Below are 26,662 nucleotides of genomic sequence, written 5' to 3' on the forward strand. Positions count from 1 at the left end.
TCAGGCCAGGCTGTAGGTGAAATCACCGTCGCTGCCCAGGCCGATGGTCAGGCTTTCAATCGGTTTGTCCTGTGCCATCCGCTCCAGAACGCGCTGCGCCAATTCGGGCATCAGCGTTTTGGAGAGGATGTTGTCGATGTTGCGAGCACCGCTGTCCACCTCGGTGCAGCGCGCGGCAATGGCCTTGACCAGCGCTTCGTCGTAACTGAGCAGCGCGTGGTGATTGCGCTCGAAACGCTTGCGGATATGCGCCAGTTTCAGTGCGACGATGCGCTCCAGAATCGCGTCCTTGACCGGGTAGTACGGCACCACGGTCAGGCGGCCGAGGAAGGCCGGCTTGAATACCTGGTTCAGCTCGTCACGCAGGCCTTCGACCAGTTGTTCCGGGGTCGGCTGCTCGTCTGTGTTCAGGCACCACTGCATGATGCGGTCGGTGCCGGTGTTGGAGGTGAGCAGGATCACCGTGTTGCGAAAGTTGATCTCGCGGCCTTCGCCGTCATCCAGCACGCCCTTGTCGAAGACCTGGAAGAACAGCTCCAGCACGTCCGGGTGCGCTTTTTCCACTTCGTCCAGCAGTACGACGCTGTAAGGCTTGCGCCGCACCGCTTCGGTCAGCACGCCGCCTTCGCCATAACCGACATAACCCGGCGGCGAGCCTTTGAGGCTGGAAACCGTGTGGGCTTCCTGGTACTCGGACATGTTGATGGTGATCACGTTGCGCTCGCCGCCGTACAAGGTGTCGGCCAATGCCAGGGCAGTTTCGGTCTTGCCGACGCCGCTCGGGCCGAGTAGCAGGAACACGCCGATGGGCTTGTTCGGGTCTTCCATGCGCGCACGGGAGATCTTGATGCGTTTGCCGATCTCGATCAGTGCGTGATCCTGGCCCAGCACCCGCTCGCCCAGCAGTGCCGGCAGGCGTTGCACGGTGTCGATCTCGTCGCGCAGCATCTTGCCCAGCGGGATGCCGGTCCAGCCGGAAATCACTTCGCCAATGGTGCCGCCGTCGACCAGCGCGTGTACCAGCGGCTGCTCGCCCTGCACGCTGGCAAGTTCGGCGCGCACCGTCGCGATCTCGGCGGCATCCGGTGCGCCGCTTTTGGGGGCGCTCAATGCGCCGAGTTTTTCCACCAGTTCCAGCTCGCGCTTCCACTGCAGCTCCAAGGCTTCACGCGTGGTCTGCTCGGCCTGCAGTTGCTCGGTCAGGGCGCTCAAGCGGCGCGCATGGTCGCTGCCTTTGGCAGCTTCCTGCTCCAGCACGGTTATTTCGGCCTGGAGGTTGTCGATCTGGCGTTTGCAGTCTTCCAGCGGCCCGGGTTGCGACGACTGGCCCAGAGCGACACGGGCGCAGGCGGTGTCGAGCACGCTGACGGCCTTGTCCGGCAATTGGCGACCGGTGATGTAGCGGTTGGACAGACGCACAGCTTGCACCAGCGCCTCGTCCATCACGGTGACTTTATGGTGCTCCTGCATTTTGGCGAGCAGGCCACGCAGCATGTGGATGGCCTTGTCCTCGTCGGGCTCTTCCACTTTGACCACCTGGAAGCGGCGGGCGAGGGCGGCGTCTTTTTCGAAGTATTTTTTGTATTCGGCCCAGGTGGTGGCGGCAATGGTGCGCAACTCGCCACGCGCCAGTGCCGGCTTGAGCAGGTTGGCGGCATCGTTCTGCCCGGCCTGGCCACCGGAGCCGATCAGCGTATGGGCTTCATCGATAAACAGGATGATCGGGTGCAGGCTGCGCTTGGTTTCTTCGATGACTGACTTGAGGCGGTTTTCGAACTCGCCTTTCACGCCCGCACCGGCTTGCAGCAAGCCCAGGTCGAGGGTGTGCAGGGCCACGTCCTTGAGGACGTTTGGCACATCGCCCTGCACGATACGCAAGGCCAGGCCTTCGACCACGGCGGTTTTCCCCACGCCGGCCTCGCCTGTCAGGATCGGGTTGTTCTGGCGTCGACGGGTCAGGATGTCGACCATCTGGCGCACTTCGAACTCGCGACCGAGCACCGGGTCAATGCGGCCGTCGCGCGCACTTTGGGTGAGGTTGATGGTGTATTGGTCCAGCGCCGGGGTCTTGCCGTTGCCCTTCACCGGGCTGCCATCGCCGTTGCTTGCGCCGGCCAGGGGTTTGGCGAGCCTGGACTCGACACTGCTTTCAACCAGCGCATTGAAATGCAGGCGCAGGTCATCGGCGTTGATTTTTTCCAGCTCGGGCGCAGAACCGATGACCACCCGGCGCAGCTCGGCATCATCGAGCAGCGCCTGCAACAGGTAGCCGGTGCGAATCTGCGCCTGGCCGAATTCGATGGATGCCAGCACCCAGGCCTGTTCGATCATCCGCGTGATATGCGGCGACAGCGCAGGGGTGCGGGTGTTGCCTTTTTTGAACGTGCCCAGGGCCGTCATCAACTGCGCTTGCAGGCGATCCGGCACCACATCGTAGTGGCGCAGGATGGCCGGCAGGTCGTTGTCGCTGGTATCGAGCAATTGCAGCAGCAAGTGCTCGACTTCGACGTCGTAATGGTTTTCCGAGAGACACAGGGCGGCGGCGCCTTCGGTGGCGGCGCGGCTGTTGTCGTTCAACTTGGCAAACAGGGACTTCAGGTTCACAGGCAGACCCCATCAAAAGGAATGTGAAAGAGGGCGCAACGGGAGGGTTCCACGTCGACGCCGGGGCGTTTGAGCCAGCCAAGCCGGCCCAGGGAAACGTTGCCTTTACGGCCAAGACTGGCAACCGGTACCGCTTCGCGCTTGAGCGTGGGGGCCAGTTGAAAGTCCAGCTCGGCGCCGACGTAAAAGCGCACCAGCTCGACCAGCTTCTGGTAATCCACCTTGCCTGGCTGGAAGCGCTGGTAGTCGGTCAGCTCCAAAGGGCCGAGTTCGATGCGTACGCACGACTGGTAGTCCCAGACCCGGTTGCCGGCCACGGCGCTTTGCCCGAGCATGGCGTTCTTGCGGCCCAGTTGCGTGCACTGGCTGGCGTCCAGGCGCAGCCAGCGGCCGGCAAAGGACTTGACCTTGAACGGCAGCGAAAAGTAGAAGCTCAACATCACTTGCAGGTTCAGCGCGTTGCGCGGCTTTTGCGCGAACATGCCCGAGAAGTAGCTGAACAGTTCGCGGTGCAGCGGCGACTCACCCTTGTCGAACTTCTGCTTCTGCGCCTGCGGCCCGAAGCCCACCAGGTTGAGCAGGTAGCGATCAAACCCGGACGTGCCGTTGCGCTCGTATTCGATATAAAACTTGTACTTCTGCCAGGCTTCGTAAAACAGCGTGGTCATGCGGTGCGAAAAAATATCCAGGAACGCATGCGCCGCGTCGTCGCGGTACTGGATGTGGCGTTCCATCAACAGTTCGGTGTATGGACGCGGCAGCACCCCGGACGGCCCCACCAGACCCATGAACGTCACCTGCACTTCGGTCAGCGGCAGGCCTGCCGCCGACACATTGCGCGCGTGCTCAAAGCGCAGGTCGCTGACTTCACTGGCGGGGAAGTTGAGCGACAGCTGCGAGCGAAAGCGCAACGGGTCTTCGTGCGGCCGCGTTTGCAGGTCCATACGCCCGGTTTTGCTGTAATGCAGGCGCAGCAGACGCACCAATTGAAAGAACTCGAATCGGTGCGGCTCGGCCCTGGCCTGGTCGATCAGACCAGGGGTTGATCGCCGGTTCGCGGGGGCCATTGGACCACTCTCTTTTCGCGCTGCAGGGTGCGAAGGGTTAGTTGGGTAAAGCTGTTCATCGTGCAGTACTGACCGAAGAAATGGTCGAGCACCATGCCGAACAAAAACACACCACTGCCGGTGTATTGGCTTTCGTCGAATTTAAGGGTGATGCCAACGCCGCGTACGAAGTTGGGGCGCGGGTGACCGATACGCGCCACCACCGGCTCGCTGGTGATCGAGACGATGCCGTTGATCTGTTTGCGGATCGCCGACAGATTGCGGTAGTTGTAGAGCGAGAGCAGCTCCAGCAGCACTTCGCGGCCGTTGGAAACCAGCGACATGTGGTTGAGCGAGAGGTGCGAGATCAAGCGCCAGATCACCCCGTTGCCCAAGGGCACACGAACAGTGGCGGTGGGCTTGCGCAGGCAGCGGATGTCTTTGATCACCGAGTTGGCCGGGATATTGAAATCCCCGCGCTCACCACCAAACGGCAGCATCAACGGCAGGTCGCGGTTGCTGCAGGTGAGGCGGATGCTCAGGGTGTCGTTGTTTGAATCAATCATCTCCAGGTTGCGGTCCACCACCCGGATAAACATGTTCGAGCCGTCGCGTTGCTGGGTTTGCACGGCACGACGGCGCGCAATCCAGAAGCTGCTGCCGGGGCCTTGATCGCCACGCGGTTCAAAGAACGGGTGGCAGGTGCCGACCTGATCGGTGCCGCCGACTTTTTTCACGCGGCGTACGCGGTCAATCGACACCACTTCCGACGCGCTTTGCAGGCGCACATCCGGCGTCACGGCGTACTCATGCTGGGCATGGGTCAACTTGATCGGCTCGGCCTGCTGGCGGAACAGGTTGATGATCGGCGTGCAGTTGAGCTTGAAGTTGTTGCGGCCGATATTTTGCGTCAGACGGACCAGGCGGTCAGTGAGGTCGTAATCGGAAAAGTAGAAATTGATCTCGACGTTCTCGACTTCCTTGCCCGCCAGAATGCGCGCAAAACCCGAGAGGTCGAAGAACATGAATTTGTCGGGGAAGGTGAAGTATTCGTGGAGCAAGCGGTAGCCCAGGAACGAGCGCTCGGAGTAGTCCACCAGGCCTTCATCCAACTGATAGCCGACTGCTTTCAGTGCGCCTGGGGGCAGGGCCACTTCGCGAGTGCGCTCTTCGTCCTTGAACGACAGCGTGGCCTTGGCCAGGTTGTTGAACAGCAACTCGTACAGCTGCAGCATCAGCGTGCTTTCACCGTCGAGGAAGAACCGCAGGCTGTCCAGTTCCATCTTGCCGAACGGCACGTCCGAGGTGGCCACCAGGCCAATGCGCAGGCGCGCGACCAGGTCGGCGCTGTGGCCGTTGAACGCCGAGCGTTCCATCTCGATGAACGAGGCTTCCTGCACCGCCACGGGCCACAGTTCGACCGGGTAGCAGGTGCGGAACTTGCACACCACGCCGTCGATGGGGTTGGCATGCAGCTCGGTGTGGCGGGCCACACGGTAGGACTCTGTGACCTTCTCCTGCTTGCCGAGGTTGAACTCCACAATCGACATCGACGGCGTGGGTCGCAGGTAGTGGGGGTACAGCACTTCCAGAAAGGCTTCGACGATTTCGGGAAACTCGTCGTCGAGTTTTTTGTGCACGCGCGCCGACAGGAACGAGAACGCCTCGATCAACCGTTCGGTATGCGGGTCTTCGCAGTTATCGCCCTCGATGAGCAACCGCGAAGCGATCTTCGGATACTGGCTCGCGAACTCCTGGCCCAAAAAGCGCAGGTGCGAGAGTTCCTTTTCGTAATAGGGCAGCAGATCGTCGAGCATCAGTTGAGATTCTGCACTTTGTATTCCTGGGTGTTGACTTGCAGCACCGCATCGAAGGAGACCTGGCGCGAAATGTCCTGCAGACGCAAAACTGCATCCACACGAAACGTCAGCATGCGTTGGCCGGTTTGTTGTGCGAGCAGTTGTACTTTCACGCTGCGAAAGCGTCGGTCACCGACCGTGATGGCTTTTTCCAACTGACGTTGAATCAGCAACCGATCCTGTGGATCGAGCACGCTTCTGCTGGTGAAATCGGGCATGCCGTAGTCGAGGATGGTGCCGCTCAGATTGGCGAAACCGTCCAGGTCGCCTGCGACCAGGGACTGGCGAGTGTTCACCAGCACCTCCAGGTCGCGCACGATGCTGGCCTTGTAATCGGCCAGCGAACACAGGCGTTGCGAGGCTGCTTCAACGGATTGATGCGGACGATCGTCCAGCAATCGATCCAGCAACGAAGGCAACAACCTGTGCTGACTACTCATGACGGCCTCCCTGGCTGAGTGTGATTAACCGCGCGTCGAAGCTGGCAGTTCTGCGACCAGGCGCAGCGATGCAGTCAGTTCGTCCAATTGGTAGTGCGGACGCAGGTACGTCACGGCCTTGTAGACCCCCGGCTTGCCCGGTACTTCAAACACTTCGGCACGGGCTTCGCGCAGCGGGAACTTGGCCTTGGCTTCCTGGCCTGCGGTGTCATCGAGCAGCACATAGCTGGACAGCCATTTGTTGAGGAACAGCTCGACGTCTTTGCGCGAGGCGAAGCTACCGATCTTGTCGCGCATGATCGCCTTCATGTAGTGAGCGATACGCGAGGTGGCGAAGATGTACTGCAACTGCGCCGACAGACGTGCGTTGGCGTTGGCAATGTCGGTGTTGTAATGCTTCTGCTTCTGCGCCGACTGGGTGCCGAAGAACGCGGCGTAGTCGGTGCCTTTGCAGTGCACCAGGGGGATGAAACCCAGGTCCGACAGCTCTTTTTCACGGCGGTCGGTGATTGCGATTTCAGTCGGGCATTTGAGCGCGATTTCGCCATCGTCGGTGCTGAAGGTGTGGGTGGGCAGACCTTCAACCAGGCCACCGCCTTCCACGCCGCGAATCGCCACGCACCAGCCGTAGCGCGAGAACGCGTCGGTGACACGAGTGCCCAGCGCGTAGGCCGCGTTCATCCACAGGTATTTGTTGTGGTCGCGACCATCGACGCTTTCGACGAAGTTGAATTCTTCCACCGGCGTGGTATCCGGGCCGTACGGCAGGCGACCGAGCACGTGAGGCAGGGTCAGGCCAACGTAACGCGAATCTTCGGAGGCGCGGAACGACTTCCACTTGGCGTATTCGACGGTGTCGAAGATCTTCGCCAGGTCACGCGGGCCGGACATGTCGGTGAAGGAGTCCCAACCGAACAGCTCAGGCGACGCCGCCGAGATGAACGGGGCGTGTGCGGCGGCGGCAACGTGGGAGATCTCTTCGAGCAGGTACATGTCTTCCGGGCTGCGGTTGAACTCGTAGTCGCCCAGCAGCATGCCGAACGGCGCGCCGCCGAAGGTGCCGTATTCTTCTTCGTAGATCTTCTTGAACAGCGCGCTCTGGTCGAATTCGGACGAGGCCTTGAGGTCGCGCACCAGGTCTTTTTTCGAGGCGTTGAGCAACTGGATTTTCAGCGTGGTGCTGGTCTCGGTCTGGTCAACCTGGTATTTCAGGCCGCGCCACGAAGCTTCCAGAGCCTGGAATTCGCGGGCGTGCATGATTTCATTCATTTGCTCGGAGAGCATCGCGTCGATTTCCGCAATGCGCGCGTCGAGCACGGCGATCAGGTCCTTGCTTGGCGTCATTTCGCCTTCCAGGACCTGCCCGACCAGTTCACCGATCAGGTCACGGGTGCGGGTGCGCTCGGTTTCGGAGCGTGCCACGCGGCTTTCGGAAATGATGCTGTCCAGAAGAGACGACTGCGGAGCGAAGTTTTCCACTTCCACCAGTTCGTTGTCCTGCTGAGTCACGGGTTGCTTGTCGGTCATCATCAGGCTCCTGCTTACGCTTTAGGGTCGGTGGAGGGAACGGCGCCTTCGCGGCCAAATTCCTTGCCCAGGGTTTTCAGCTTCTCGGTGTTCTGCAGCACGTCCATCAGCAGTTCTTCGAGTTTGTCGTTGCCGCCCATTTTGTTGCGCAGGTCAGCCAGCTTGTTACGCACTTCCAGCAGTTTGCGCAGCGGCTCCACCTGGCGAACCACGTTCTGTGGCTCGAAATCTTCCAGGGTGTTGAAGTTCAGCTCCACGCCCAATTGGGTGCCGTTTTTGACCAGCGTGTTGTCGACGCGATAGGTCAGGCGCGGCTTGATGCCTTTGAGCACACCGTTGAAGTTGTCGCGGTCGATGAAGATGAACTTGCGATCCTTGAGCTTGGGCAAAGGCTCAAGCGGATTGCCGGAGAAATCGCCCAGCACGCCGACGACAAAGGGCAGCTCTTTCTTTTCCTGCGCGTCGCCAATGTCCACGTCGTAGGTGATGTGGACTCGGGGCGCACGAACGCGGTCGAGTTTATGCTGGGTACTTTCCTTCTTCGCCATCGTGATCTCCTGTGCGAGCAACTCGCTGAAAGTTATTTTCGCCTCGGCGATTATTGGCCGAGAGCGTTACAGTCCATCGACCGTCAGCAGCAGGCGCTGACGGATCTCATCATCCATTTCCAAAATATTTTCGCGTCCCACCAGCTCTTCGAAGGTGGTGTTGCCGGCAATCTGTGTGCTATTGCGGATAACGGTGTCGTCCGGCAGCGCAGAACGCACCGGCGAACTGATGATGCAGAACGGCAGCTCGCCAAAATCCTTCAAGCGCTCGAAGCTCAGCGGAAACCGCAAACCGCCCATCAAGCGGCTCAAGCCGGGCGATTTGCTCAGGCAATAGAACAGCACCAGGTAATGCACCACGTAGCGGTACAGCTCGGCGTTACTGCGATTGGGGTCTTTGATGATCTGGCGAAAGTGCGCAAGGTCGAACGAACTGAAACCCACCACCCAGCGCACGGGGCTGGTGATGCGGATGGTCTGCCCGCTGTCCGACAGGACCTTGTCGTACTCCAGCGCAAACAATTGAGGTGTGGTGCTGATGAGATTGAGCGGGACTTCCAGCTCATTGACCAGTTGAAAGGGCGCCGCCGAACCAATGCGGTCGTACAGCGCCTTGAGCTCTTTGAAGTGATGCTGCGTTTCGCGCCCGCTGCTGCGCTGGGCGCCTTGCAGGTATTCGCCGAAAAAGGTTTGCGGGCGAATCAATAAAGCCAGCGTCGACAGATAGTCGGACGCCTGGGATTTGAGCACGTCAGAAATCGCCCGGGTCTGGCTGCGCAGCTTTATCAGTGCTTCAACATCAAAGGTCTGAGTCATCAGTACATCGTCCTTGAACTCATCTCTGCATCCCGTCGTGATCGTCGGGGAGGACATGAGTTACGAAATTCTCGACTGCAAGCCGGTTCACGTCGTGCCGTTGGCGAACCGCGGCGCCATTCTAGGCGCGCCTGACAGTCTACGATAACGAAGATGCTGGCGCGTTGATATTCATAAGCCATCATTTGTGCGTTATGGCAACCGCTCACCCGGTTTAGTTCCATGAGCAGGTATATTTTCTTGTTTCTGCTATAAGTAGCAATAATGGCTTTGAGCCACTTTTTTCGGAGTGTAGGTCTTAAGAAACTGTAAAACCCCGGAAATCAAGGGGAGGATTCCGATTTCTGTAGGGTTATTCTTTTCAAATGAAGTAGAAAAATGCGAAGACAGTCGTGTTTTTCTGATTTCGAATGACAGCCGGATGGGTGAGGAGCTGTGAGCATTGGCAGTGGATGATGGCACCCCCGCCATGCGGACGGGGGGGGCTAAGGCTTTATCGCTGCTTAGAAGCGCATACCCTTGAACGGATTCCAGCCCTGTTCGCCCTTCACCTCTTTGAGGTAGTACGCGTAGTTAGTGAGGATCGCGTACAGGAACGAAAATCCGAAGCCGATGCCGTTGTCGAGCGCACGTGGGAACTCCATGCCCAGTATGGCCAGGACGATCGATATCAACGCATAGACGGCAAACATGATGCCGATCAACGCCAGGTTTTTCTTCCACAGGCCCAGCACGAACAGATAGATAGGGCCAAAGAAGAAGGCAATGACATTTGCGTTGATCAGAACCTTTTTGCCGAAGGTCGGCAACGCCTTGAGGGCAGGCTTATAGCGCGGGTCGTTCGGTGCGCCATAGGTGTCAAAAAAATCGAAGCGCTCTTGCCATTTAGGTTTGTGTGTACTCGGTACTTGCAGCTGTTCCGTAGTGCTCATCATTGCGTCCTTGTGTATTAGTGATGTGTGCTTCTTCAGAAAATCCTGCTCAGCGTTTTAAACAATGTGGACGAGGCTGGCTCGGTATCAGCCGTCAATGCGCTCGCCTGTTGATGCGGCTGAGCGCTCAAAACCTGTGCTCGTCCAAATGAAGACTGGATATTAGGCAGATGATGGCACTTATCTGAAGTGAGCTGCGTTATTTCTCGTATTTTGGCTCTTCACCCATCGATTCCTTGAGTCGTTGCAGCGTCAGCGACACGCCACCGGTTAACTCAATGCGAAATTCACCGAAGGCGCGCTCCAGGTCCGAATACTGTTGCAGGCCCGCCTCGGTGAAGAGATACCAACCGGGAATATCCCGCCACGCCATAGGTGCGTGGACGTGACCCTGCTCGGCCTGCGTCATCAGTGAAGCAAGTGCCTGGCGCATAGTTGCGGCGGCGGGGACGGTGGCCACCAGAGTGTCTATCTCGGCGCGAAGGCTGAGGGATTTTTCTTTCAGGGTTTTGGGGGTCATGGGGTTTCCCTTTGGGACGGGCAACCAACACAACTCTCGTAGAGTACAGAGCGCAGGGCGGCCAACTCATTGTTTTCGGCAATTAATGGTTGCCCGTTGCGATACAGGACGATGTCATTGATTGACCCCATTCCGCCATAAAGCGCAACGATTCTGGACAGCGTGTAGGCGGTATCATGCGGCAGCTTCGCCCGAAACGCATCAACGCTGGCAGCCCAGTCTTCTCTGCCGCCGAGGCTTAGCAGCTGTGAGAGGCGTGCCATGAGTGTCGTGATTTCGGCGAGGTTTGCCATTGCAGTCGACTCCGTTCGATAACTCGATGGTTTTACCATAGGGGCACCGTCCTCAGGAGCCTTTTCCGCCCCAAACTTCAATCCGGCAGCTGTATCTTCAACCCGCGCACAGATTGGCTAGCGTTCATAAGCGATGGTTATGGGTAGATCGCCCTGACGATGGGCTTTGGTCTATCTCAATAATAAAAAAGATCTATTCTGAATTACTTGTCAAACGATTTTATCGAGATTTTTCCACTAGCCGGATCGACGGCATAGCTAACTCCGTTCCAGTTTGCAGCAATGAGTTCTCCGCTGGGATCGATGAATATGTCTATATAGGGCTTGTCCATCTGCGTGCCATGTGGGCTTTCCTCAATTTGCCAAAGGATCTCGCCATGATCTAGAACGCCGAAAATATTTCTGTTAAATATGATCCTTGCTGGAGGCTCAACTTTTACGATTACCAAGCCGTTGTAGGTAAGTCCCTCAACTGCTGTGTAGGGGAGCTTAACTATTGCGCCGCCTACAGTGAGTGTTCCGTTCACTAGAGTGTATTTTTTAGTCATTGACCTGATCTTACTGAGTTATTAAATGCGCAGGTTGGCAACCGTTCCAGGAGTTCATACTGAGTAATAATTCTCTGCTCCTACTTCACCCACAAGCATCCGAAAGTGATGGCGTGGCTGGAGAAGCACAAACGTTTCCAAATGCATTTCACGCCGACCTCTAGTTTGTGGATGAACAGGGTTTAGCGCTTTTTTCGAGATATCACGGTTTATTTGCATCAGGGCAGTTACAGTTCGGTGCGTGAACTGGAAACTGCAATCACCGTATTCCTTGCCCTGCGACATGCGCAATCTGTGCGATACATCTGAAATGCAAAAGGTGAGTAAATGTTGAGCAAGATTCAGCGCGCTCGCGAGGCAATGGACTCACAACCTTCTTTACCATTCTCTCCTTAGAAGGGGTAGCGTATCTATCTTCCGTCTGAGCGAAAGCAAACCTCTTGGTCTCCGATCATCTTGCAAGGCCAGTTATCATTTATATAGCGAGTGGGTTTAAAACATGCTCTTTCATCGTTTACCCAAAATAGCTGCCATGCCGAACCAGAGATTAGAAGCTTCGGGCAGGGTGAGTAATTCCGAAGCAGCAACACCGACGTCGTGATAATCATGATGGTAGGTACGGCATACACTACTGTCTTGATGGACAGATAAATCATTAGGGATTGAAAACGGTATAAAAAAGAATTTTTCGGGGGATCAAATTTTTTTCCGGTCCACACACAAATTGAGGCACCTACAACGGAGATCAGCGCGGCTGGTGGGGCCATCAGTAAACAGAATGCCAAATAAGGTGTCTCTACAATGGGTGCACCCCGATAAATGCGTCCATAGATGGGTATCACGTGCTCCCAGATCCAATACAGCGAAAATACGCCAATGACAGACATAAATAAAACAATAAGGGCCGCGATAAGTCTGAGCGTCATCGATGATAAGGGCTGTGCAACGGCGCTTGAATTTTTCATCTGCTGGCCTAAAACTTAGGGATACTCCGATTAACTTTCCACGGAACGGCTACAAGTCGCCATTTGCTCGGTGCGTAGCGCTATTTTCTAAACTATTTTCCGTCTGGGCGAAAGCAGACCTCCTGATCTCCGATTATCTTACAAGGCCAGTTGTCGTTAATATAGCGAGTAGGCTTAAAACATGCCCTTTCGTCTTTTACCCAAAATAGCTGCCAGGCCGAGCCTGAGATGAGAAGTTTCGGGCAAGGTGAGTAATCCCGGAGCAACAATATTGCTGTCGTGATGATCATCATGGCTGGAACGGCATAAATTATTGTTTTAATAGAGGTGGAGAACATCAGGTTTTGAAAGCGAAATAAAAATGAATGGTTGGGTGGGTCAAATTTCTTTCCCGTCCAGGCACAGACTGAAGCCGCAATTACAAAAACCAGTACAGCCGGAGGGGCCATTAACAAACAGAATGCCAGGTAGGGTGTTTCAACGATCGGCGCGCCTCGGTAAATTCGGCCATAGATCGGTACAATATGCGCCCAGAGCCAATACAGTGAAAAGAGGCCAACAGCAAACATTAAAAAACCAAAGGCTGCTGCGCCGAATCGAAAGCCTAGCGATGACATAAAGTGCGTGGTCGTATTTGAATTGTTTTTCATGTTGGGCCTAAAACTTGGGAAGCTTGAAATCAGAGAGATTGGGCAACCTAGGGCTTTTTGGCCAATTGGGCAGCGGAAGATCACCGGGCTGAATTTTTCGCAAGATCCAGGATTTGGTTTCGTCGTATGCTTGATCAAGAATGCCCTGTACGACGTGAGCCGCTATATTTTCGGTGTATCGCTGCAGGTCCTTTGTACTAATTTTTGTTATCCGCTCATGCAAGAGCTGTATGTTATCCACGGCATAACGCATGCCGGCTTTCACGCTGTTTTTTATATCATATTTATTATCTAAAATATTCAGCCCGATGGCGACTGCGAATACAATTATTGCTCCGGCTATAACGGGAGCCGCGGCCGCTGTTAGGAGAGCCCCTGCCGCCATTGCAGCAGCATAGCCAACCGCAGAGGCGATACCCGCCTTTATCAGCTCAACACCTACACCTGCAAACAGATCCGACATCACTGCTTCGTCGTTGAATATCCATTCCAAAACTTCGATACCGACTGCTACATAACACGAGAGCTTGAACCCGGCTACCGAGGAACCCCGAATACCATACTTACCTATTCCCACTTCAACCAATTCGGCGTTACGAATCCCATAACGGGTTCCGTTTAGACGACGCCGCAAGCCTGGATAACCGGTCAAAATTACGAATTGCTTGCCGTTTTTAACAGAAATCCGGATTTTGGTTCCAAGCCCTCCGATATCGCGAAGTAATCGGGTGATGTTGTAAGCATCGTAAGCGCCAAGGGCTGTTGATGTTGCCCACGTCGTGTTGACTGCGGTGTGTATCGTCGCATTGTAGATAGATTGTGTGCCGCCCCAGAGGCCGTCGAGCATGCCCGGCTGGGTTCTGGCACAAATAAGCGGAGGCTGCGTGCCAGCACCGAACGACGTATTGTGTTCGGCTATCAGGGCGTATGAGTGCTCCATGCTCAAAACGACCATTTCCTGCTGGTTGTTGTCCATGTCTCGATCAAGTTTGTTGAGCTGGGTATCGCTCAAGCTCATGATGTACTCCCTGTCTCTGATGCTGCTCGCTCTGCGCTGCAGCACATGCGCGGGCAAGAGTGCACTGAGAGCAAAATAAAATCAAACAGGCATATTGCCATCGCGGCGGGGTCCGCTCTCGCTTGACAAGGTAGCTACAAAGGGTTTTTCATCGTCCATTTAAGCTCTAATTTTGCAGGATGCAGTCAATGATTTCCGACCTCCTCGAACAGATCAACGTCCAGAATAGCAGGCTCATCACGTTCGACTCGCCATTGCCCCCTGAGCAGGAGTTGGTGCTGGAGAGCTTCAGTGGTGAGGAGGGATTGTCGACGCTGTTTGAGTACGAGCTTCAGCTATTGTCCAGCGATGCGACAATCGAGCTTAAAAAGCTCATAGGTAAGAAAGTTTCAATCGGTATTACTTTGGCCGACGGCAGTACTAAAGTGATCAGTGGGCATTGCTCTCACTTTAACCACGTTGGTGCCAATGCTGGCGTTGCAAATTATGTGGCTATCGTTGTTCCTTGGCTGTGGATCTTAAGCCGTCGTCGTGATTCTCGTATATTTCATGATAAGACCGTCGAAGAGATTATAAAGGAAGTATTTGCATATTATCTTAGTCTTGCGAGTTACGAGTTCAGGTTAAGTCGTCCGCTAAAGCCGATTAGTTACTGCACGCAATATCAAGAGTCCGATCTTAATTTTGTATTAAGGCTCCTACAGCAGGAAGGTCTGTTTTTCAACTTTGAACACAGCAGAGACGGCCATCGTATGGTGATCTTTGATGACAGCCTTGACGCGGCCCCGCTGCCAAATCAGCCGACTATACGTTTTCACACCGCTTCGGTGACAGAGGAGTCCGACTCCATTACGGAATGGTCCTCCCAACGCACCTTTCACTCCACCCGGCTTTCATTAAAGTCGTTTGATTACAAACAGCCAAATTTTCCCAACCAGGTGCAGCTCGAAACTGTATCGAAACAAGGAGACGTTGGGCAGTACGAGGTCTTCGAGTACGAAGGTCTATACGGCTACTCTGACCCCAAACATGGTGAGCAGATTGCTCGTAATCGGCTGGAAGCTATGGAGGTTCAGGGCAAAACGTTTCAAGGTAAAAGTAATTGTCGCGCCATGCAGCCCGGCTACTATTTTGAGTTGATTCAACACTACGATCACGACAGCGGTGCGCTTGAGGATCGACAGTTTCTTCTCTTGAGCGTTAAGCAATTCGGACGTAATAACTATTCTGGATCGGACAAAGCATTTTACCAGAATCAATTTATTTGCATTCGACGCAAGATTCCTTTCAAACCACCGATGAGCACCCCTCGTGCGGTTATCAGTGGCCCGCAAACCGCCATCGTTGTGGGTCCCAAGGGCGAAGAAATCTACACCGACGAACTCGGCCGGGTAAAAGTCCAGTTCCATTGGGACCGTTACGGTGAGCATGACGACAAAAGCTCTTGCTGGGTCCGCGTCGCCCAATCCGGCGCGAGCGGCGGTTTTGGCAGCATCCAGATCCCGCGAGTCGGCGACGAAGTCGTGGTGGTTTTCCTCGACGGCAACCCCGACCGACCTTTGGTAATGGGCAGCCTGTACAACAGTCAGAACACCCCGCCCTGGTCGTTGCCGGCGAACAAGACGCAGAGTGGTTTCCTCACCCGGTCGATCAAAGGCAAAGGCTCTAACGCTAACTTCTTCCGTTTTGAAGACAAGACGGGGGAGGAACAAGTCAGCCTCCATGCCGAGCGCAATCTGGATACCGATATTGAGGCGGATGAAAGCCATACGGTCGGTGGTAATCGCACCATCAAGGTCGAAGGCAAGCACTCCGAAACCATCAAGCTCGAAACCAGTATCGCGGTAGAAGAGGGTTCTTATTTCGTTACCGTTGATCAAGGCGAGGTGAAGATCAAAGCGGCGACCTCCATCACGCTGGAAGTGGGGGCTAGCAAGTTGGTCATGCATTCGGATGGGACCATAACCTTGTCCGGCACCGTGGTGGATGTGGAAGGCAAAACCATCATCAACCTGAACAAACTAAGCTGACGGACAGGGAAAGCCCATGCGTAGAAGCATTTATGATCGTATTTCCGAGGCGCGAATTCGTGAAGAGAAGCATATCGAAGCGCAGAGGCTGGAGCAGGAGCGTATTGCTGCGCTGATTCCGCCACCTCCTGAGCGCTTCCATACCAACGAGCTGAGCTTCGTTCGGCCGTCGAGCTTCAAAGACAAGACCTTCCATGTTTTTACCCTGACCGATATTGGGCCAAGCCCCTTGTCGGTCGTGATCGGTCGCACCCCCATTGATGGCGATGTGGACCTTGAAACCATGTCCCAGCAGCTACTGGCTGACTTGCAAAAAGCGCTCTCACATCTGGAATGGGTCGAGCCCCTTTGTCCGGCAGAGGTTGCAGGCGTTGAGGCTCGGCGCGTTGAGTTCAAGTGGCGACAACAAGGGCAGCCGGTCCATCAACTTCAGCTTCTTTTTTTGCATCAGGACGAGCATCAACACCCGCTGTTGATGCAGATCACTGGCACCAGTAACGACCCGAAAGGCATGACACTGCAAGAGCGTGCTGCCTTCTATTCAGTGGTCGATACCTTGGAACTGAGAGAGCCTCCCGTCGACGACGAGTCGGAAAGGCCCGCATGAGTCACGCGGCACGGGTAGGTGATCCCATTGAGCACACAGGGTCACTAACCGGGTTGCTCGCGGGGCTGGCGGTAGGTGCGATAGGTGCTGCGCTCATCGTGGGTACCGGTGGGTTGGCCGCGGTTGCCATCATCGGTGCATCCGCTGCCGCAGGCGCGGGTATCGGCCAGGTCATTGGTAGCCTGTCGTATTGCAATCATGAAACAGGGCATATCCTCACCGGCTCTGGCAACGTGCATATCAATGGCAAGCCAGCCGCGAGGGCGCACGTCGATACGGCTAAATGCGATGACCATGGCCCTGGGCCAAAGACGCTCGCACAGGGCAGCAGTACGGTTTACATCAACAATATGCCGGCTGCCCGAGTGGATGACCGGACAGTCTGCGATGCCAGGATCAGTTCCGGATCGGGCAATGTCTGGATAGGTGGCGAGACCGAAACCACCGATGAGATAAGTCCCGAAGTTCCAGCGTTGCTCGAGTGGGCTGTATTGGGTTTGGGATTGGCGAGTGCCTTTGTACTGGCCAGCCCGGTGATTGTAATCGCAGGGCTGGTCGGCGGCATTGCTGGCGGGCTGGGTGGTAACTGGGCAGGCGGCAAACTGTTCGGCGACGGTTCTAACGGCCAGAAACTGATGGCCCTTGGTGGTGCGCTGCTGGGCGGTGGCTTGGGTGCAAAAGGCGGGAAGTGGTTTGATGCGCGGTATGAGATCAAGGTGCAGGGGCTTGGGTCGAATCTTGGGAATGTGAAGATTGTTCCGAGGCCGCCTCAAGATCCTCTCGCGGTCCCCCCAACACGCGGTCCTGATGGGCGCTTCCTTAAAAGCTCTGAAAATCCGATTCAGTTTAATCGTAAATCTCAATATCCAAGTGGTTATCGAGCAGGTATCAAAGACAAGGTTTTAGATGCTAATACTATTAAAGAGGGGCCAGATGCGGGGAAAATTTTAACAGCTGACCTCGATGTAGTACCTAGAACTGATCCTAGGATTACGATTGAACATAATAAGGCGGTAGTTGAACATTGGAATGAGCAAGGTTATAATTCGTCCCGCGCATCTCGCAATGAATTTTATAACAATACAGATAATATGAGCATTAGGCTTCGTTCTGCAAATAGTTCTGATGGGGCAAAAATGGCTGCTGACGGTATTAGGTATCGTCAGGATGTAGGCCCTAACTATGATTAAGGAAGGGTGTGAAATGTTTACAAAGCAAGATTTGATGGAGAGCTTCGCTGTTGTTGATGAAGGAAGCGGCGGTCATTATTTTTTTCAACATAAACTTCCAAAAGTCACTTACAATTACTGCCTCAAAAGCTCTAGTGATCGAGATGTTTTGAATGTCTCGGAAGATGTTGATGATAGGGAATTTGCTGCGGAGGTTTTAGATCAAGCACCATCACTGCTTTCACCTTCGAAGCCAAATATCTACAAGTTGGCAGGGAACGAGTATGGCTTTACTCACGCCATTGCTGTTCCCTGCACGTATCATGCTAGCTTGAAGGGAAGGCTAGAACCTAAGCGCGGGAAACTATTTCTTTGTGTTCCTATTTACCGAAGCGAGTTTTCGGGAGACGAAACTGAATCCGAATTTAAAGAAATGATGACTCGAATGATTCCGGTCTTTCGTTGGAAACGAAGTGCTTGTCCAAAACTAAAAGTTTATTTTGACAACCCGAAAACAGGCAGTGGTACGTATGAAAACGGTGCGCTTCTAAAATTCCCAACCTTTATTTCTGAAGTTGAGAATTTGAATGGGGTGGTAAATGGGTTTATCGAAGTAACTAATTATAAAGGTGAAGTCCTTGAGGTGCTATCGCCAAGGAAGGATGTTTACACACTAATCAGAAATAGAACGGATGAGGATAGCATGGACCTTCCCAAGCTTTTGCAAAAATTGTCTGAGTTTGCTGAAGGCTAGATTGGGATTAGGAGGGCAGGATGGTTAGTTGCACTTTCAGCGGACGTGCTGGGCTGCAAGCTGGAGATTCACTAAAACGAAGATCATCCCTTGTCGGTCGTGATCGGTCGCACCCCCATTGATGGCGATGTGGACCTTGAAACCATGTCCCAGCAGCTACTGGCTGACTTGCAAAAAGCGCTCTCACATCTGGAATGGGTCGAGCCCCTTTGTCCGGCAGAGGTTGCAGGCGTTGAGGCTCGGCGCGTTGAGTTCAAGTGGCGACAACAAGGGCAGCCGGTCCATCAACTTCAGCTTCTTTTTTTGCATCAGGACGAGCATCAACACCCGCTGTTGATGCAGATCACTGGCACCAGTAACGACCCGAAAGGCATGACACTGCAAGAGCGTGCTGCCTTCTATTCAGTGGTCGATACCTTGGAACTGAGAGAGCCTCCCGTCGACGACGAGTCGGAAAGGCCCGCATGAGTCACGCGGCACGGGTAGGTGATCCCATTGAGCACACAGGGTCACTAACCGGGTTGCTCGCGGGGCTGGCGGTAGGTGCGATAGGTGCTGCGCTCATCGTGGGTACCGGTGGGTTGGCCGCGGTTGCCATCATCGGTGCATCCGCTGCCGCAGGCGCGGGTATCGGCCAGGTCATTGGTAGCCTGTCGTATTGCAATCATGAAACAGGGCATATCCTCACCGGCTCTGGCAACGTGCATATCAATGGCAAGCCAGCCGCGAGGGCGCACGTCGATACGGCTAAATGCGATGACCATGGCCCTGGGCCAAAGACGCTCGCACAGGGCAGCAGTACGGTTTACATCAACAATATGCCGGCTGCCCGAGTGGATGACCGGACAGTCTGCGATGCCAGGATCAGTTCCGGATCGGGCAATGTCTGGATAGGTGGCGAGACCGAAACCACCGATGAGATAAGTCCCGAAGTTCCAGCGTTGCTCGAGTGGGCTGTATTGGGTTTGGGATTGGCGAGTGCCTTTGTACTGGCCAGCCCGGTGATTGTAATCGCAGGGCTGGTCGGCGGCATTGCTGGCGGGCTGGGTGGTAACTGGGCAGGCGGCAAACTGTTCGGCGACGGTTCTAACGGCCAGAAACTGATGGCCCTTGGTGGTGCGCTGCTGGGCGGTGGCTTGGGTGCAAAAGGCGGGAAGTGGTTTGATGCGCGGTATGAGATCAAGGTGCAGGGGCTTGGGTCGAATCTTGGGAATGTGAAGATTGTTCCTAAAACTCCAAAGGCTACCTTTGGCAAGGCGACTTCAGACGATTATAAAGCAACTTTTTTTGAAGCTAATCCCAGCCAAAAAGGGAAGGTAGTGGTCCACCATGCTGTCGAGCAGCAGGTTCAAAAGCGGTACCCCGGCGTAGTGAAAAATGAGGAGCTTCATTCGCTTGAAAATCTCCGAGGAATTCCAAAGGAACAAAATTCCGAACTCCATCTGAGTTTTATTCGCAAAGAGTGGAATAAGTTTTATCGCGAAACACCTTCTGCGACCAAGCAACAGCTATTGGATAAAGCGACTGAAATTGATAATATGATCGGCTCGCAGTTTGCTCCGCCGATTAAAATTTAACGGAGGAATATATGTACTATTATATTGAGCCGGAAGTCGCAGGTGGTTTGGGAGATAGTACCGTTATGGATACTAGTGTTCATCCTCCAAAAGTCACCGCCTTAGAATATCGATTTGAGGGTTGGCTAGGTGACGCTTTATTAGAGAGCTTTCCTTGCTTTATAGTGAGTGATAGCTTGGCGATAGCAATTGGCGAATATCGTTTGTCAGGTGTGTTTTTTGAAGACGTACTTATAACTAAGTCTGACGAGTTTGAGGAGATAAATCCAGATATTACATTACCAAAATTCGTTTGGCTTAAAATTGGAGGGAAGGCAGGTCTCGATGATTTTGGATTGGCTGATGACTACCGGCTTGTTGTGTCAGTCATGGCGTTAAACCTGTTGAGAGGGTTTGGTATAGATAACGCCGATTTAGAGGAGTTCGTATGAAAGGCGGAGTAAGTTGATGAGCTGGATGTAAGGAATTTATGCGCGCTGCTTATTTTTTATATTACAGCAGACGTTGGTAGGCATAGGTTGCATTTCCAAGTGTTCGCACTGTGCCATCCTTCTCCTTCCACGAGTTCCGCCTGACCCGCCCACAAAAGCGCTACACCTACATCACTCAGTATCGGGAGAGCGACTTCAACTTCGTCCAGCGCCTGCTGGAAGAGGAGGGGATGTTTTACTACTTCGAGCACACCGCAGACAGTCACACCATGATTATCTGCGACGACTCCACCACGCTGGCGCCGTTACCCGAACAGCCGCAAATACGCTTCCACACCGCTTCGGTCACAGAGACGGCCGACGCCATTACCCAATGGAGCGGAAACCGCAAATTGCAATCCGGCAAAATTGCGGTCCAGACCTTCGATTACCGCCAGCCTGCCAACCGTCTGCCGGTCGCCATGAAGAGTCTGAATAAGCAGGGTGATGTCGATGATTTTGAAATCTATGACTTCCCTGGCCAGTACACTCACGGTACTTACGACGAAGGCGAAGCGCTGGTGCGCTTGCGTGTCGAAGCATTGGAACTCAAAGGCAAAAGCTTCCAGGGCGCGAGCAACTGCCGGGCGATGAAACCGGGCTACACGTTCGAACTTTTGCAGCATTACGACCACGATCAGGGCTCACCCGACGACCGCCAGTTCCTGCTGATGAGCGTCGAAAGCGAAGGCCACAACAATTACCTCAATGGGCACCAGGCGAGCTACTTCAACACCTTCGCCTGCGTGCGCAAAAAGATAGTCTTCCGCCCGCAACTCACCACGCCACGCCCAACCATTTCCGGCCCACAGACGGCGATCATCGTGGGGCCTGCGGGTGAGGAAATCTTCACCGATGAACTGGGTCGAGTGAAAGTGCAGTTTCACTGGGACCGTAAGGGCGAACACAACGACAAAAGCTCCTGCTGGGTCCGCGTCGCCCAATCCGGCGCCAGCGGTGGTTTCGGCAGCATCCAGATCCCGCGAGTCGGCGACGAAGTGGTGGTGGTGTTCCTCGACGGTAATCCCGACCGACCTTTGGTCATGGGCAGCCTGTACAACAGCCAGAACACCCCGCCCTGGTCGTTGCCGGCGAACAAGACGCAGAGTGGTTTTCTAACGCGGTCGATGAAAGGCAAGGGCGCCAATGCCAACTTCTTTCGCTTTGAAGACAAGGCCGGTGCCGAGCAAGTCAGCCTTCATGCCGAGCGTAATCTGGACACCGAGATTGAAGCTGACGAAAGCCACACCGTTGGCGGTAACCGTGAGTTGAAAGTCGACGGCAAGCATACAGAAACGATCAAACTGGAAACGAGCATCGCGGTGACGGAAGGGTCTTACTACGTCACGGTAGATAGCGGCGAGGTGAAGATCACCTCAGCGACCTCAATCACACTCGAAGTCGGTGCCAGCAAACTGGTTATGAAGTCTGACGGCACTATTACGCTGAGCGGCGTGACCATTGATGCGCTTGGCAGCACCAAAATCAACCTTAACTAGCTCGACGGACAAGGAACAGCCGTATGCGACGTAATATCTATGACCGTCTCTCTGAACGCCGTCTCCGTGAGGAGGAGGCGGCTCGTGTGGAACAGGCTATTGCTGATGCTGTACCCCCGCCTCCCGAGCGCTTCCATACCAATGAACTGAGCTTTGTACGGTCGCCTGGCTTCAAGGACAAAACTTTTCACGTATTCACCCTCACTGATATCGGCCCCAGCCCTTTCTCTCTCGTGGTGGGCCGCTCCCAGGTTGAGCACAACGCTGATCTTGAAGCCGTTGCGCAGCAACTTCTCGGAGAACTTAAAAAGTCACTGACGCATCTTGAGTGGATCGAGCCTGTAACCCCTACCGAGGTCGCGGGAGTTGACGCGCGTCGGGTGGAGTTTCGCTGGCGACAGCAGGGGCAACCGGTTCATCAACTGCAATTGATTTTTCTGCATCACGATGAACACCTGCAGCCGTTGCTCATGCAGATCACCGGCACCAGCAACAATCCCAAAGGCATGACGTTTGAGGAGCGTGCTCAGTTTGACGCCCTGGTGCACACGCTGGAACTGCGTCACCCACCCGCGACAGACGAGGAGGAGAGCGGCGACCAGGACCTGCTCTCATGAGCGAAGCAGCGGCTCGCGTTGACGACCCGATTGAACACTCCAGTGCGCTGGGAGGCCTGCTGGCTGGACTTGCAATTGGCGCAGGTGCGGTGTTGGTGGGAATCGCCATCGTTGGCACCGGCGGGCTCGGCGCGGTGGCCTTGTGTGCGATGGTCGGCGCGGGCGCTGCCACTGGCGCTGGGATAGGGCAATTGCTGGGGAGCCTTTCATTTGCCTGCCACGATACCGGGCACATCAAGACCGGCTCCGCGAATGTCTTTACCAATGGCAAGCCGGCAGCCAGGGCGCATGTGGATACTGCCGTATGTGATAACCATGCTTCCACACCGCAGACTTTGGCTCAGGGCAGTGATTCGGTTTACATCAACGGCCTGCCCGCGGCTCGCGTGGGTGACAGAACGGTGTGTGATGCCAAGATCAACGCTGGGTCCGGCAACGTGTTTATCGGGGGCGGCATCGAAACAACAGACATCATTAGCCCAGAGGTGCCGGGTTGGCTGGAGCGGGCAGTGTTGGTGGTGGGGTTGGGCAGCGCCTTTGTGCTGGCCAGCCCGGTCGTTGTGATTGTCGGGCTGGTGGGCGGTATTGCAGGTGGCCTTGGAGGTAACTGGGCAGGCGGCAAGCTGTTTGGTGAAGGCTCTGATGGTCAGAAGTTGATGGCCTTTGGCGGTGCGCTGCTGGGGGGCGGGTTGGGTGCGAAGGGTGGTAAGTGGTTTGATGCGCGGTATGAGGTTAAGGTCCAGGGGTTGGGGTCGAATCTTGGGAATGTGAAGATTGTTCCGAAAACCCTCTCAGGGAAAGGCACTAGCCTCAGGCCTGTTGATTATGGTCGTAAGGCTAAGTTTTTCAGTAAAGATCCTGTGAACTGGAGCGCAACTCGACCGTCTGGTACGAAGTTGAATTATAAGGTCTTTCAGAGGGAGGATGTTAACTGGAACCAAATTCGGACCTCCGGTGATAAGCGATTTATAGGTAAAACTAACTTAGAGGCTGCATCAAAAGGATTGTCTCCACAATTGCCTGATGGTAATTTTGCGACTCTTCACCATATCGGGCAAAAATCGCCAGGGCCGCTAGTGGAGGGAAGTACACGTTATCATGGTGTAGGAAAGCCAGGTCAAGATATTCTGCATAGTCAATATGGGCGGAGTAAGCCGCACCCGACGTTGCAACCGGATCGAAAGAAATTCGATGTGGATACTCGTGAGTATTGGAAGTGGCGAGCAAATAATGACGCGGAGTAAACGATGAGTGATATTAAGAGGTTGAGAGATACATACACATCCCTTTACGGAGTTGAGGGATGTTCTAACGCTGAGCTTGAGAAAATAGAACAAAGTTTGGGTGTGAACTTTCCTGAGGACTTCAAAGAAATCGCGAATTTTTACAGTGGCGGTTTACTTGGGGGGATAAGTCATTATGAAATCGCAAGCACTAGTGAGGCGACGAACATTACTCAAGAAACAATAAGAATTAGAGGGGCGATTGGTCTGGATGAGAAGTTTGTTGTTTTGGCAGAGCCATCCGGAAGTATTATTGTGTTGAATGTATTTGGGCGCCCAGCTGTAATTTGGTGCGATGCAGTTGAAGTTGAGAATTTAAATACTATGGTTTTCTCAAATAAACCTGATCTTTGGGATGACTACTCAAGCTTTTTTGCTTACCTCTTAGATGAGGAGGAGAGTGAATAAAGGCTCAACTGCTAGCTGTAGGGTGAAAGTTTGAATTGGCATTGAAGGCTAGGAGTAGTAGTTGCTGGCTCACAAGTGCCAATGCTGTGAGGTATGATATGAGCTCTATCGTTAATGATGAATTACTACTAATTCGTAAAGTAAGAGCGAAGAAAACTGCTTTTTTTCCCGAGGCATTGACTATGTTGGTGCTTCAAGTTTCTTATCTTTATGCTCGTCAGCATTGGCCCGGTATTCACCTTGGATTATATTAATTTTCTAAGGTTGCACAACGGGTTTGCCGTTGAGGGCATGTTTTCGTACTCAACTCGTAGATTACCAATAAGTGTCAGTACACGAAAAGCTCTCGCATTTTTCGAGATGAATATTTTATCAGCGAAGTTGGAGGAGATTAAAAATTTTTGGTTTTCGGTGATGGCGGGCAAGATAAGTATGTGTTGGAGCTAAAAAATGGTAATTGCCAAGCTTGGCGTAAAACCTTTGATAATATCATTGAGGAATTCAAGGCTTTGATGAGCTGCTAGAGTTTATGGTTGCTATGGTATTGAGAAAGTTTGATTAGGGTGAAGAGGCAGGTTAATTAAATTTTTTCTATTGTGGATTTAAATAAAGCCTGTTGATCGTGTACCACACGCCAAAAGTTTTAAGTTCGCTCGGTGCTGAGCCAGCAAGAATGCTCAGAGAGCATTGGTAGGAAAATAACTCTTGGTAAGAACGAGATAGTAAGCTTTATATTGGTTTTATTGATAGTTACACTCCGCAAATTACAATTCTTCAGGAAGTATTTTGAATAATTAAAATCAAAATTATTTTTATGAAAAATGTAGTCTAATTTTTTCGATTATGGACCTGCCGAAAGGCATATCTAAACAAGCACGTATGACTACCAAAAGAACCTTCAAAAAGCTCTGCATTTTAAGAGTGCAAAATTTTGCTTTGCTAAAGGTTATTTTAAATTTCAATGCCTGATGGCACTAACAATAGGATATTGAGGTCAGAATGAACGAGAAGTCTTTAGCACTGATTAAAGCTTTGTTGAGTGAGGTAACGGCGGCTGCATCCGGGGAGTTACTATTACCATTAAGAAAGCTTCTTTGGGAGACGATCACCGAGGATCAATCTGAAGAAGAGCGGCGCCTCACTCTTACAAAGCTCGATATTATTTGCGTAGAATATGGTTCATCTTTTTGGGTTAAAAAATTTGGGGATATTGAAGAGCTATCCAGTATATTGTCGATGGCTCTCGCTCTGGCAAATGGAGTAATTCCCGAAGAAAAAGCTATGAGTGTGCGGGATAAATTTTATGTGGCGGTAGTTGAGGATCAAAGTTATTCATTTAATGAATATCCTGCGATGTTTGTTGGGCATGCAGCTGCGAATACTGTGATCACAGCTGCAAGCGAATATGATTTTGACCCAGCAGGTCGACGAAGTGATCGGGATCTAGATCCCGCAGCGTTTGAGCCTAGTTATCTGGTGGCATCAGCGTTCGCCGGAGGTCTGGCAGAAAACGGTGACCCTGAGTCACGCCGAAAATTTTGGCAATGGTATCTGACAGATGCAGTTCGGCAAGTGCTTTAGTTCGGTACAACTGATATAGGCAGTGCGTGATTCTTATGAGTTTTGTTGAGCTGCCAGCTTCCAAAATCTTATGTGCGACCTATACACGACATCGGTCCCAGCCCTCTCTCTCGTGGTGGGCCGCTCCCAGGTTGAGCACGACGCTGATCTTGAAACCGTTGCGCAGCAACTCTTTCATCTTTTACCCAAATTAGCTGCTATGTCGAACCAGAGACTAGAAGTTTAGGGTAGGGTGAGTAATCCCTGAGCAGCAACCGCCGACGGCCTTGGGGTAGAAAGGCTCGATCAAGCCCAGCAGACCCGTCTAGGGCACGACCTGATTCATCTCGGCGAGGAAGCGTTCGCGACGGGTCTGCTTGTGCTCGCCGGCGTACTCTCAGTCGGAAAAGCTCATCTGGCTCATGGTTGGCTCGGGTTAGCTGGTCATGCGCCTTCAGCACATATGGGGGCATTGTTCGGAGATTTCTTAGTTGCAGTGGTCTGGCGCCAGGGTGATTTCAGTGATGGGGGCAGCCGTTGAGCTCACATACTGGTAAGTGATGTTGTTGCCAAGCGCCAGCATGAGCAAGTAGGCCGTTTGGCCGCACAGCGATTTGTCGATCTGTTGGGTCAGGAAGCTATGGTAATACGCCTGTTCGCCGGGCTGGCCTTGATAGCCACTGAGGGTGATGGTGTAGCGCACGGTGTGATTCGCGTAGGTGATAGCGTCTACGCGCGTCGCTGGGTCCAGCATGATGGGGAGTTGCTGCTGCTGTTTAGCGATAACACTTTTCAGGGCTTCTTCACTGTCTTGCGCCTGAAGCGCGCCCGAGAACAAAACAGCTGTGCAGCATGCGGTGGCCAGATGGAATCTATTCAAAATCTACTCTCCTTGTTTTCAGTGATTCGCTCCTGCCTTCTC

At 53.8% G+C, this 26,662-nt stretch carries 25 protein-coding genes and 3 pseudogenes; 13 read left to right on the forward strand and 15 right to left on the reverse strand.

The features are described from left to right. The 11 genes from tssH to JOE32_RS18160 all read right to left on the reverse strand — a co-directional run bounded on the left by tssH (position 1) and on the right by JOE32_RS18160 (position 11,133). A complete protein-coding gene (gene tssH, locus JOE32_RS18110) occupies positions 1–2,604 on the reverse strand; it encodes a type VI secretion system ATPase TssH (RefSeq protein WP_209987060.1) in 2,604 nt (867 codons plus the stop codon). Further along, positions 2,601–3,671, reverse strand: a complete 1,071-nt coding sequence (tssG, locus tag JOE32_RS18115) for a type VI secretion system baseplate subunit TssG (protein WP_209987063.1) — start codon at positions 3,669–3,671, stop codon at positions 2,601–2,603. Before tssG ends, tssH begins: the two co-directional genes overlap by 4 nt. Next, positions 3,635–5,467 carry a type VI secretion system baseplate subunit TssF gene (gene tssF / locus JOE32_RS18120; RefSeq protein WP_209987066.1) on the reverse strand — a complete coding sequence of 611 codons (1,833 nt, stop codon included), beginning with the start codon at positions 5,465–5,467 and terminating at the stop codon, positions 3,635–3,637. The genes tssG and tssF overlap by 37 nt, the downstream gene beginning before the upstream one ends. Beyond that, complete coding sequence (tssE, locus tag JOE32_RS18125; protein ID WP_209987069.1) at positions 5,467–5,949, reverse strand: type VI secretion system baseplate subunit TssE; 483 nt, start codon at positions 5,947–5,949, stop codon at positions 5,467–5,469. The genes tssF and tssE overlap by 1 nt, the downstream gene beginning before the upstream one ends. A gap of 24 nt (positions 5,950–5,973) precedes the next feature. Next, entirely contained in the window at positions 5,974–7,476 is a 1,503-nt protein-coding gene (gene tssC / locus JOE32_RS18130) for a type VI secretion system contractile sheath large subunit (RefSeq protein ID WP_209987073.1), read from the reverse strand. A 14-nt stretch (positions 7,477–7,490) separates the two neighbouring features. Continuing rightward, a complete protein-coding gene (gene tssB, locus JOE32_RS18135; RefSeq protein WP_209987076.1) occupies positions 7,491–8,024 on the reverse strand; it encodes a type VI secretion system contractile sheath small subunit in 534 nt (177 codons plus the stop codon). A 66-nt stretch (positions 8,025–8,090) separates the two neighbouring features. Beyond that, on the reverse strand, positions 8,091–8,840 hold the full coding sequence (locus tag JOE32_RS18140) for a hypothetical protein (RefSeq protein ID WP_209987079.1): 750 nt from the start codon (positions 8,838–8,840) through the stop codon (positions 8,091–8,093). Positions 8,841–9,343: 503 nt separating this feature from the next. Beyond that, positions 9,344–9,772, reverse strand: coding sequence for a DUF2628 domain-containing protein (locus JOE32_RS18145; protein ID WP_209987082.1), 429 nt, complete (start codon positions 9,770–9,772; stop codon positions 9,344–9,346). A gap of 199 nt (positions 9,773–9,971) precedes the next feature. Continuing rightward, entirely contained in the window at positions 9,972–10,292 is a 321-nt protein-coding gene (locus JOE32_RS18150; RefSeq protein WP_209987084.1) for a hypothetical protein, read from the reverse strand. After that, on the reverse strand, positions 10,289–10,585 hold the full coding sequence (locus JOE32_RS18155; RefSeq protein ID WP_209987086.1) for a hypothetical protein: 297 nt from the start codon (positions 10,583–10,585) through the stop codon (positions 10,289–10,291). Before JOE32_RS18155 ends, JOE32_RS18150 begins: the two co-directional genes overlap by 4 nt. Positions 10,586–10,788: 203 nt before the next feature. Then, positions 10,789–11,133, reverse strand: a complete 345-nt coding sequence (locus JOE32_RS18160; protein WP_245229059.1) for a hypothetical protein — start codon at positions 11,131–11,133, stop codon at positions 10,789–10,791. Between the two features lie 66 nt (positions 11,134–11,199). Between JOE32_RS18160 and JOE32_RS18165 the strand changes: the two are divergent. Further along, positions 11,200–11,460, forward strand: a pseudogene (locus tag JOE32_RS18165) (IS630 family transposase); the annotation flags it as partial. A gap of 730 nt (positions 11,461–12,190) precedes the next feature. Here the strand turns inward: JOE32_RS18165 and JOE32_RS18170 are convergent. Together JOE32_RS18170 and JOE32_RS18175 are read right to left on the reverse strand one after the other, a co-directional pair. Continuing rightward, positions 12,191–12,667, reverse strand: coding sequence for a hypothetical protein (locus JOE32_RS18170; protein ID WP_245229338.1), 477 nt, complete (start codon positions 12,665–12,667; stop codon positions 12,191–12,193). 88 nt (positions 12,668–12,755) lie between these two features. Then, the gene (locus JOE32_RS18175; RefSeq protein ID WP_209987089.1) at positions 12,756–13,766 is read right to left on the reverse strand and encodes a hypothetical protein; all 1,011 of its coding nucleotides are present in this window, start codon (positions 13,764–13,766) and stop codon (positions 12,756–12,758) included. Between the two features lie 188 nt (positions 13,767–13,954). Here JOE32_RS18175 and tssI (JOE32_RS18180) point away from each other — a divergent pair, with 188 nt between their 5' ends. Both tssI (JOE32_RS18180) and JOE32_RS18185 read left to right on the forward strand, forming a co-directional pair. Continuing rightward, positions 13,955–15,796, forward strand: coding sequence for a type VI secretion system tip protein VgrG (gene tssI / locus JOE32_RS18180; protein ID WP_209987093.1), 1,842 nt, complete (start codon positions 13,955–13,957; stop codon positions 15,794–15,796). 16 nt (positions 15,797–15,812) lie between these two features. Then, positions 15,813–16,403 carry a DcrB-related protein gene (locus JOE32_RS18185; protein WP_209987095.1) on the forward strand — a complete coding sequence of 197 codons (591 nt, stop codon included), beginning with the start codon at positions 15,813–15,815 and terminating at the stop codon, positions 16,401–16,403. 44 nt (positions 16,404–16,447) lie between these two features. On the opposite strand, the gene JOE32_RS25050 is transcribed toward JOE32_RS18185, so the two are convergent. Next, positions 16,448–16,603, reverse strand: a complete 156-nt coding sequence (locus JOE32_RS25050; RefSeq protein WP_245229417.1) for a hypothetical protein — start codon at positions 16,601–16,603, stop codon at positions 16,448–16,450. 33 nt (positions 16,604–16,636) lie between these two features. Between JOE32_RS25050 and JOE32_RS18190 the strand changes: the two genes are divergently transcribed. The 10 genes and pseudogenes from JOE32_RS18190 (at position 16,637) to JOE32_RS18235 (ending at position 25,761) form a co-directional block, all read left to right on the forward strand. Continuing rightward, on the forward strand, positions 16,637–17,593 hold the full coding sequence (locus JOE32_RS18190) for a PAAR domain-containing protein (protein WP_307497296.1): 957 nt from the start codon (positions 16,637–16,639) through the stop codon (positions 17,591–17,593). A 13-nt stretch (positions 17,594–17,606) separates the two neighbouring features. Then, positions 17,607–18,326, forward strand: coding sequence for a hypothetical protein (locus JOE32_RS18195; RefSeq protein ID WP_209987101.1), 720 nt, complete (start codon positions 17,607–17,609; stop codon positions 18,324–18,326). 87 nt (positions 18,327–18,413) lie between these two features. After that, positions 18,414–18,794, forward strand: a pseudogene (locus JOE32_RS18200) (DcrB-related protein); the annotation flags it as partial. Then, the gene (locus tag JOE32_RS18205) at positions 18,791–19,903 is read left to right on the forward strand and encodes a PAAR domain-containing protein (RefSeq protein ID WP_245229060.1); all 1,113 of its coding nucleotides are present in this window, start codon (positions 18,791–18,793) and stop codon (positions 19,901–19,903) included. The pseudogene JOE32_RS18200 and the gene JOE32_RS18205, both read left to right, overlap by 4 nt. An 11-nt stretch (positions 19,904–19,914) precedes the next feature. Further along, positions 19,915–20,334, forward strand: a complete 420-nt coding sequence (locus JOE32_RS18210) for a hypothetical protein (RefSeq protein WP_209987104.1) — start codon at positions 19,915–19,917, stop codon at positions 20,332–20,334. A 96-nt stretch (positions 20,335–20,430) separates the two neighbouring features. After that, positions 20,431–21,872, forward strand: a pseudogene (tssI, locus tag JOE32_RS18215) (type VI secretion system tip protein TssI/VgrG); the annotation flags it as partial. Positions 21,873–21,895: 23 nt separating this feature from the next. Further along, positions 21,896–22,489 (forward strand): DcrB-related protein, encoded by a 594-nt coding sequence (locus tag JOE32_RS18220; RefSeq protein WP_209987107.1) that lies wholly within the window; start codon positions 21,896–21,898, stop codon positions 22,487–22,489. Further along, complete coding sequence (locus JOE32_RS18225; protein ID WP_209987110.1) at positions 22,486–23,733, forward strand: PAAR domain-containing protein; 1,248 nt, start codon at positions 22,486–22,488, stop codon at positions 23,731–23,733. Before JOE32_RS18220 ends, JOE32_RS18225 begins: the two co-directional genes overlap by 4 nt. 3 nt (positions 23,734–23,736) lie before the next feature. Next, positions 23,737–24,180 (forward strand): SMI1/KNR4 family protein, encoded by a 444-nt coding sequence (locus tag JOE32_RS18230; RefSeq protein ID WP_209987113.1) that lies wholly within the window; start codon positions 23,737–23,739, stop codon positions 24,178–24,180. A 999-nt stretch (positions 24,181–25,179) separates the two neighbouring features. Next, on the forward strand, positions 25,180–25,761 hold the full coding sequence (locus JOE32_RS18235) for an Imm5 family immunity protein (protein WP_209987116.1): 582 nt from the start codon (positions 25,180–25,182) through the stop codon (positions 25,759–25,761). Between the two features lie 466 nt (positions 25,762–26,227). Here the strand turns inward: JOE32_RS18235 and JOE32_RS18240 are convergent, their stop codons facing one another. Next, positions 26,228–26,620, reverse strand: coding sequence for a hypothetical protein (locus tag JOE32_RS18240; RefSeq protein WP_245229062.1), 393 nt, complete (start codon positions 26,618–26,620; stop codon positions 26,228–26,230). Between the last annotated feature and the right edge of the window lie 42 nt (positions 26,621–26,662).

This window comes from Pseudomonas sp. PvP025 (assembly GCF_017832155.1).
GTDB lineage: Bacteria > Pseudomonadota > Gammaproteobacteria > Pseudomonadales > Pseudomonadaceae > Aquipseudomonas.

Excerpts from the sequence above, each read along its gene's own strand:
- tssG (WP_209987063.1), bottom strand. The coding sequence starts at position 3,671 with ATGGCCCCCGCGAACCGGCGATCAACCCCTGGTCTGATCGACCAGGCC.
- tssF (WP_209987066.1), bottom strand. The coding sequence starts at position 5,467 with ATGCTCGACGATCTGCTGCCCTATTACGAAAAGGAACTCTCGCACCTG.
- tssE (WP_209987069.1), bottom strand. The coding sequence starts at position 5,949 with ATGAGTAGTCAGCACAGGTTGTTGCCTTCGTTGCTGGATCGATTGCTG.
- tssC (WP_209987073.1), bottom strand. The coding sequence starts at position 7,476 with ATGACCGACAAGCAACCCGTGACTCAGCAGGACAACGAACTGGTGGAA.
- tssB (WP_209987076.1), bottom strand. The coding sequence starts at position 8,024 with ATGGCGAAGAAGGAAAGTACCCAGCATAAACTCGACCGCGTTCGTGCG.
- JOE32_RS18140 (WP_209987079.1), bottom strand. The coding sequence starts at position 8,840 with ATGACTCAGACCTTTGATGTTGAAGCACTGATAAAGCTGCGCAGCCAG.
- JOE32_RS18145 (WP_209987082.1), bottom strand. The coding sequence starts at position 9,772 with ATGAGCACTACGGAACAGCTGCAAGTACCGAGTACACACAAACCTAAA.
- JOE32_RS18150 (WP_209987084.1), bottom strand. The coding sequence starts at position 10,292 with ATGACCCCCAAAACCCTGAAAGAAAAATCCCTCAGCCTTCGCGCCGAG.
- JOE32_RS18155 (WP_209987086.1), bottom strand. The coding sequence starts at position 10,585 with ATGGCAAACCTCGCCGAAATCACGACACTCATGGCACGCCTCTCACAG.
- JOE32_RS18160 (WP_245229059.1), bottom strand. The coding sequence starts at position 11,133 with ATGACTAAAAAATACACTCTAGTGAACGGAACACTCACTGTAGGCGGC.
- JOE32_RS18170 (WP_245229338.1), bottom strand. The coding sequence starts at position 12,667 with ATGTTTGCTGTTGGCCTCTTTTCACTGTATTGGCTCTGGGCGCATATT.
- JOE32_RS18175 (WP_209987089.1), bottom strand. The coding sequence starts at position 13,766 with ATGAGCTTGAGCGATACCCAGCTCAACAAACTTGATCGAGACATGGAC.
- tssI (WP_209987093.1), top strand. The coding sequence starts at position 13,955 with ATGATTTCCGACCTCCTCGAACAGATCAACGTCCAGAATAGCAGGCTC.
- JOE32_RS18185 (WP_209987095.1), top strand. The coding sequence starts at position 15,813 with ATGCGTAGAAGCATTTATGATCGTATTTCCGAGGCGCGAATTCGTGAA.
- JOE32_RS25050 (WP_245229417.1), bottom strand. The coding sequence starts at position 16,603 with ATGATTGCAATACGACAGGCTACCAATGACCTGGCCGATACCCGCGCC.
- JOE32_RS18195 (WP_209987101.1), top strand. The coding sequence starts at position 17,607 with ATGTTTACAAAGCAAGATTTGATGGAGAGCTTCGCTGTTGTTGATGAA.
- JOE32_RS18205 (WP_245229060.1), top strand. The coding sequence starts at position 18,791 with ATGAGTCACGCGGCACGGGTAGGTGATCCCATTGAGCACACAGGGTCA.
- JOE32_RS18210 (WP_209987104.1), top strand. The coding sequence starts at position 19,915 with ATGTACTATTATATTGAGCCGGAAGTCGCAGGTGGTTTGGGAGATAGT.
- JOE32_RS18220 (WP_209987107.1), top strand. The coding sequence starts at position 21,896 with ATGCGACGTAATATCTATGACCGTCTCTCTGAACGCCGTCTCCGTGAG.
- JOE32_RS18225 (WP_209987110.1), top strand. The coding sequence starts at position 22,486 with ATGAGCGAAGCAGCGGCTCGCGTTGACGACCCGATTGAACACTCCAGT.
- JOE32_RS18230 (WP_209987113.1), top strand. The coding sequence starts at position 23,737 with ATGAGTGATATTAAGAGGTTGAGAGATACATACACATCCCTTTACGGA.
- JOE32_RS18235 (WP_209987116.1), top strand. The coding sequence starts at position 25,180 with ATGAACGAGAAGTCTTTAGCACTGATTAAAGCTTTGTTGAGTGAGGTA.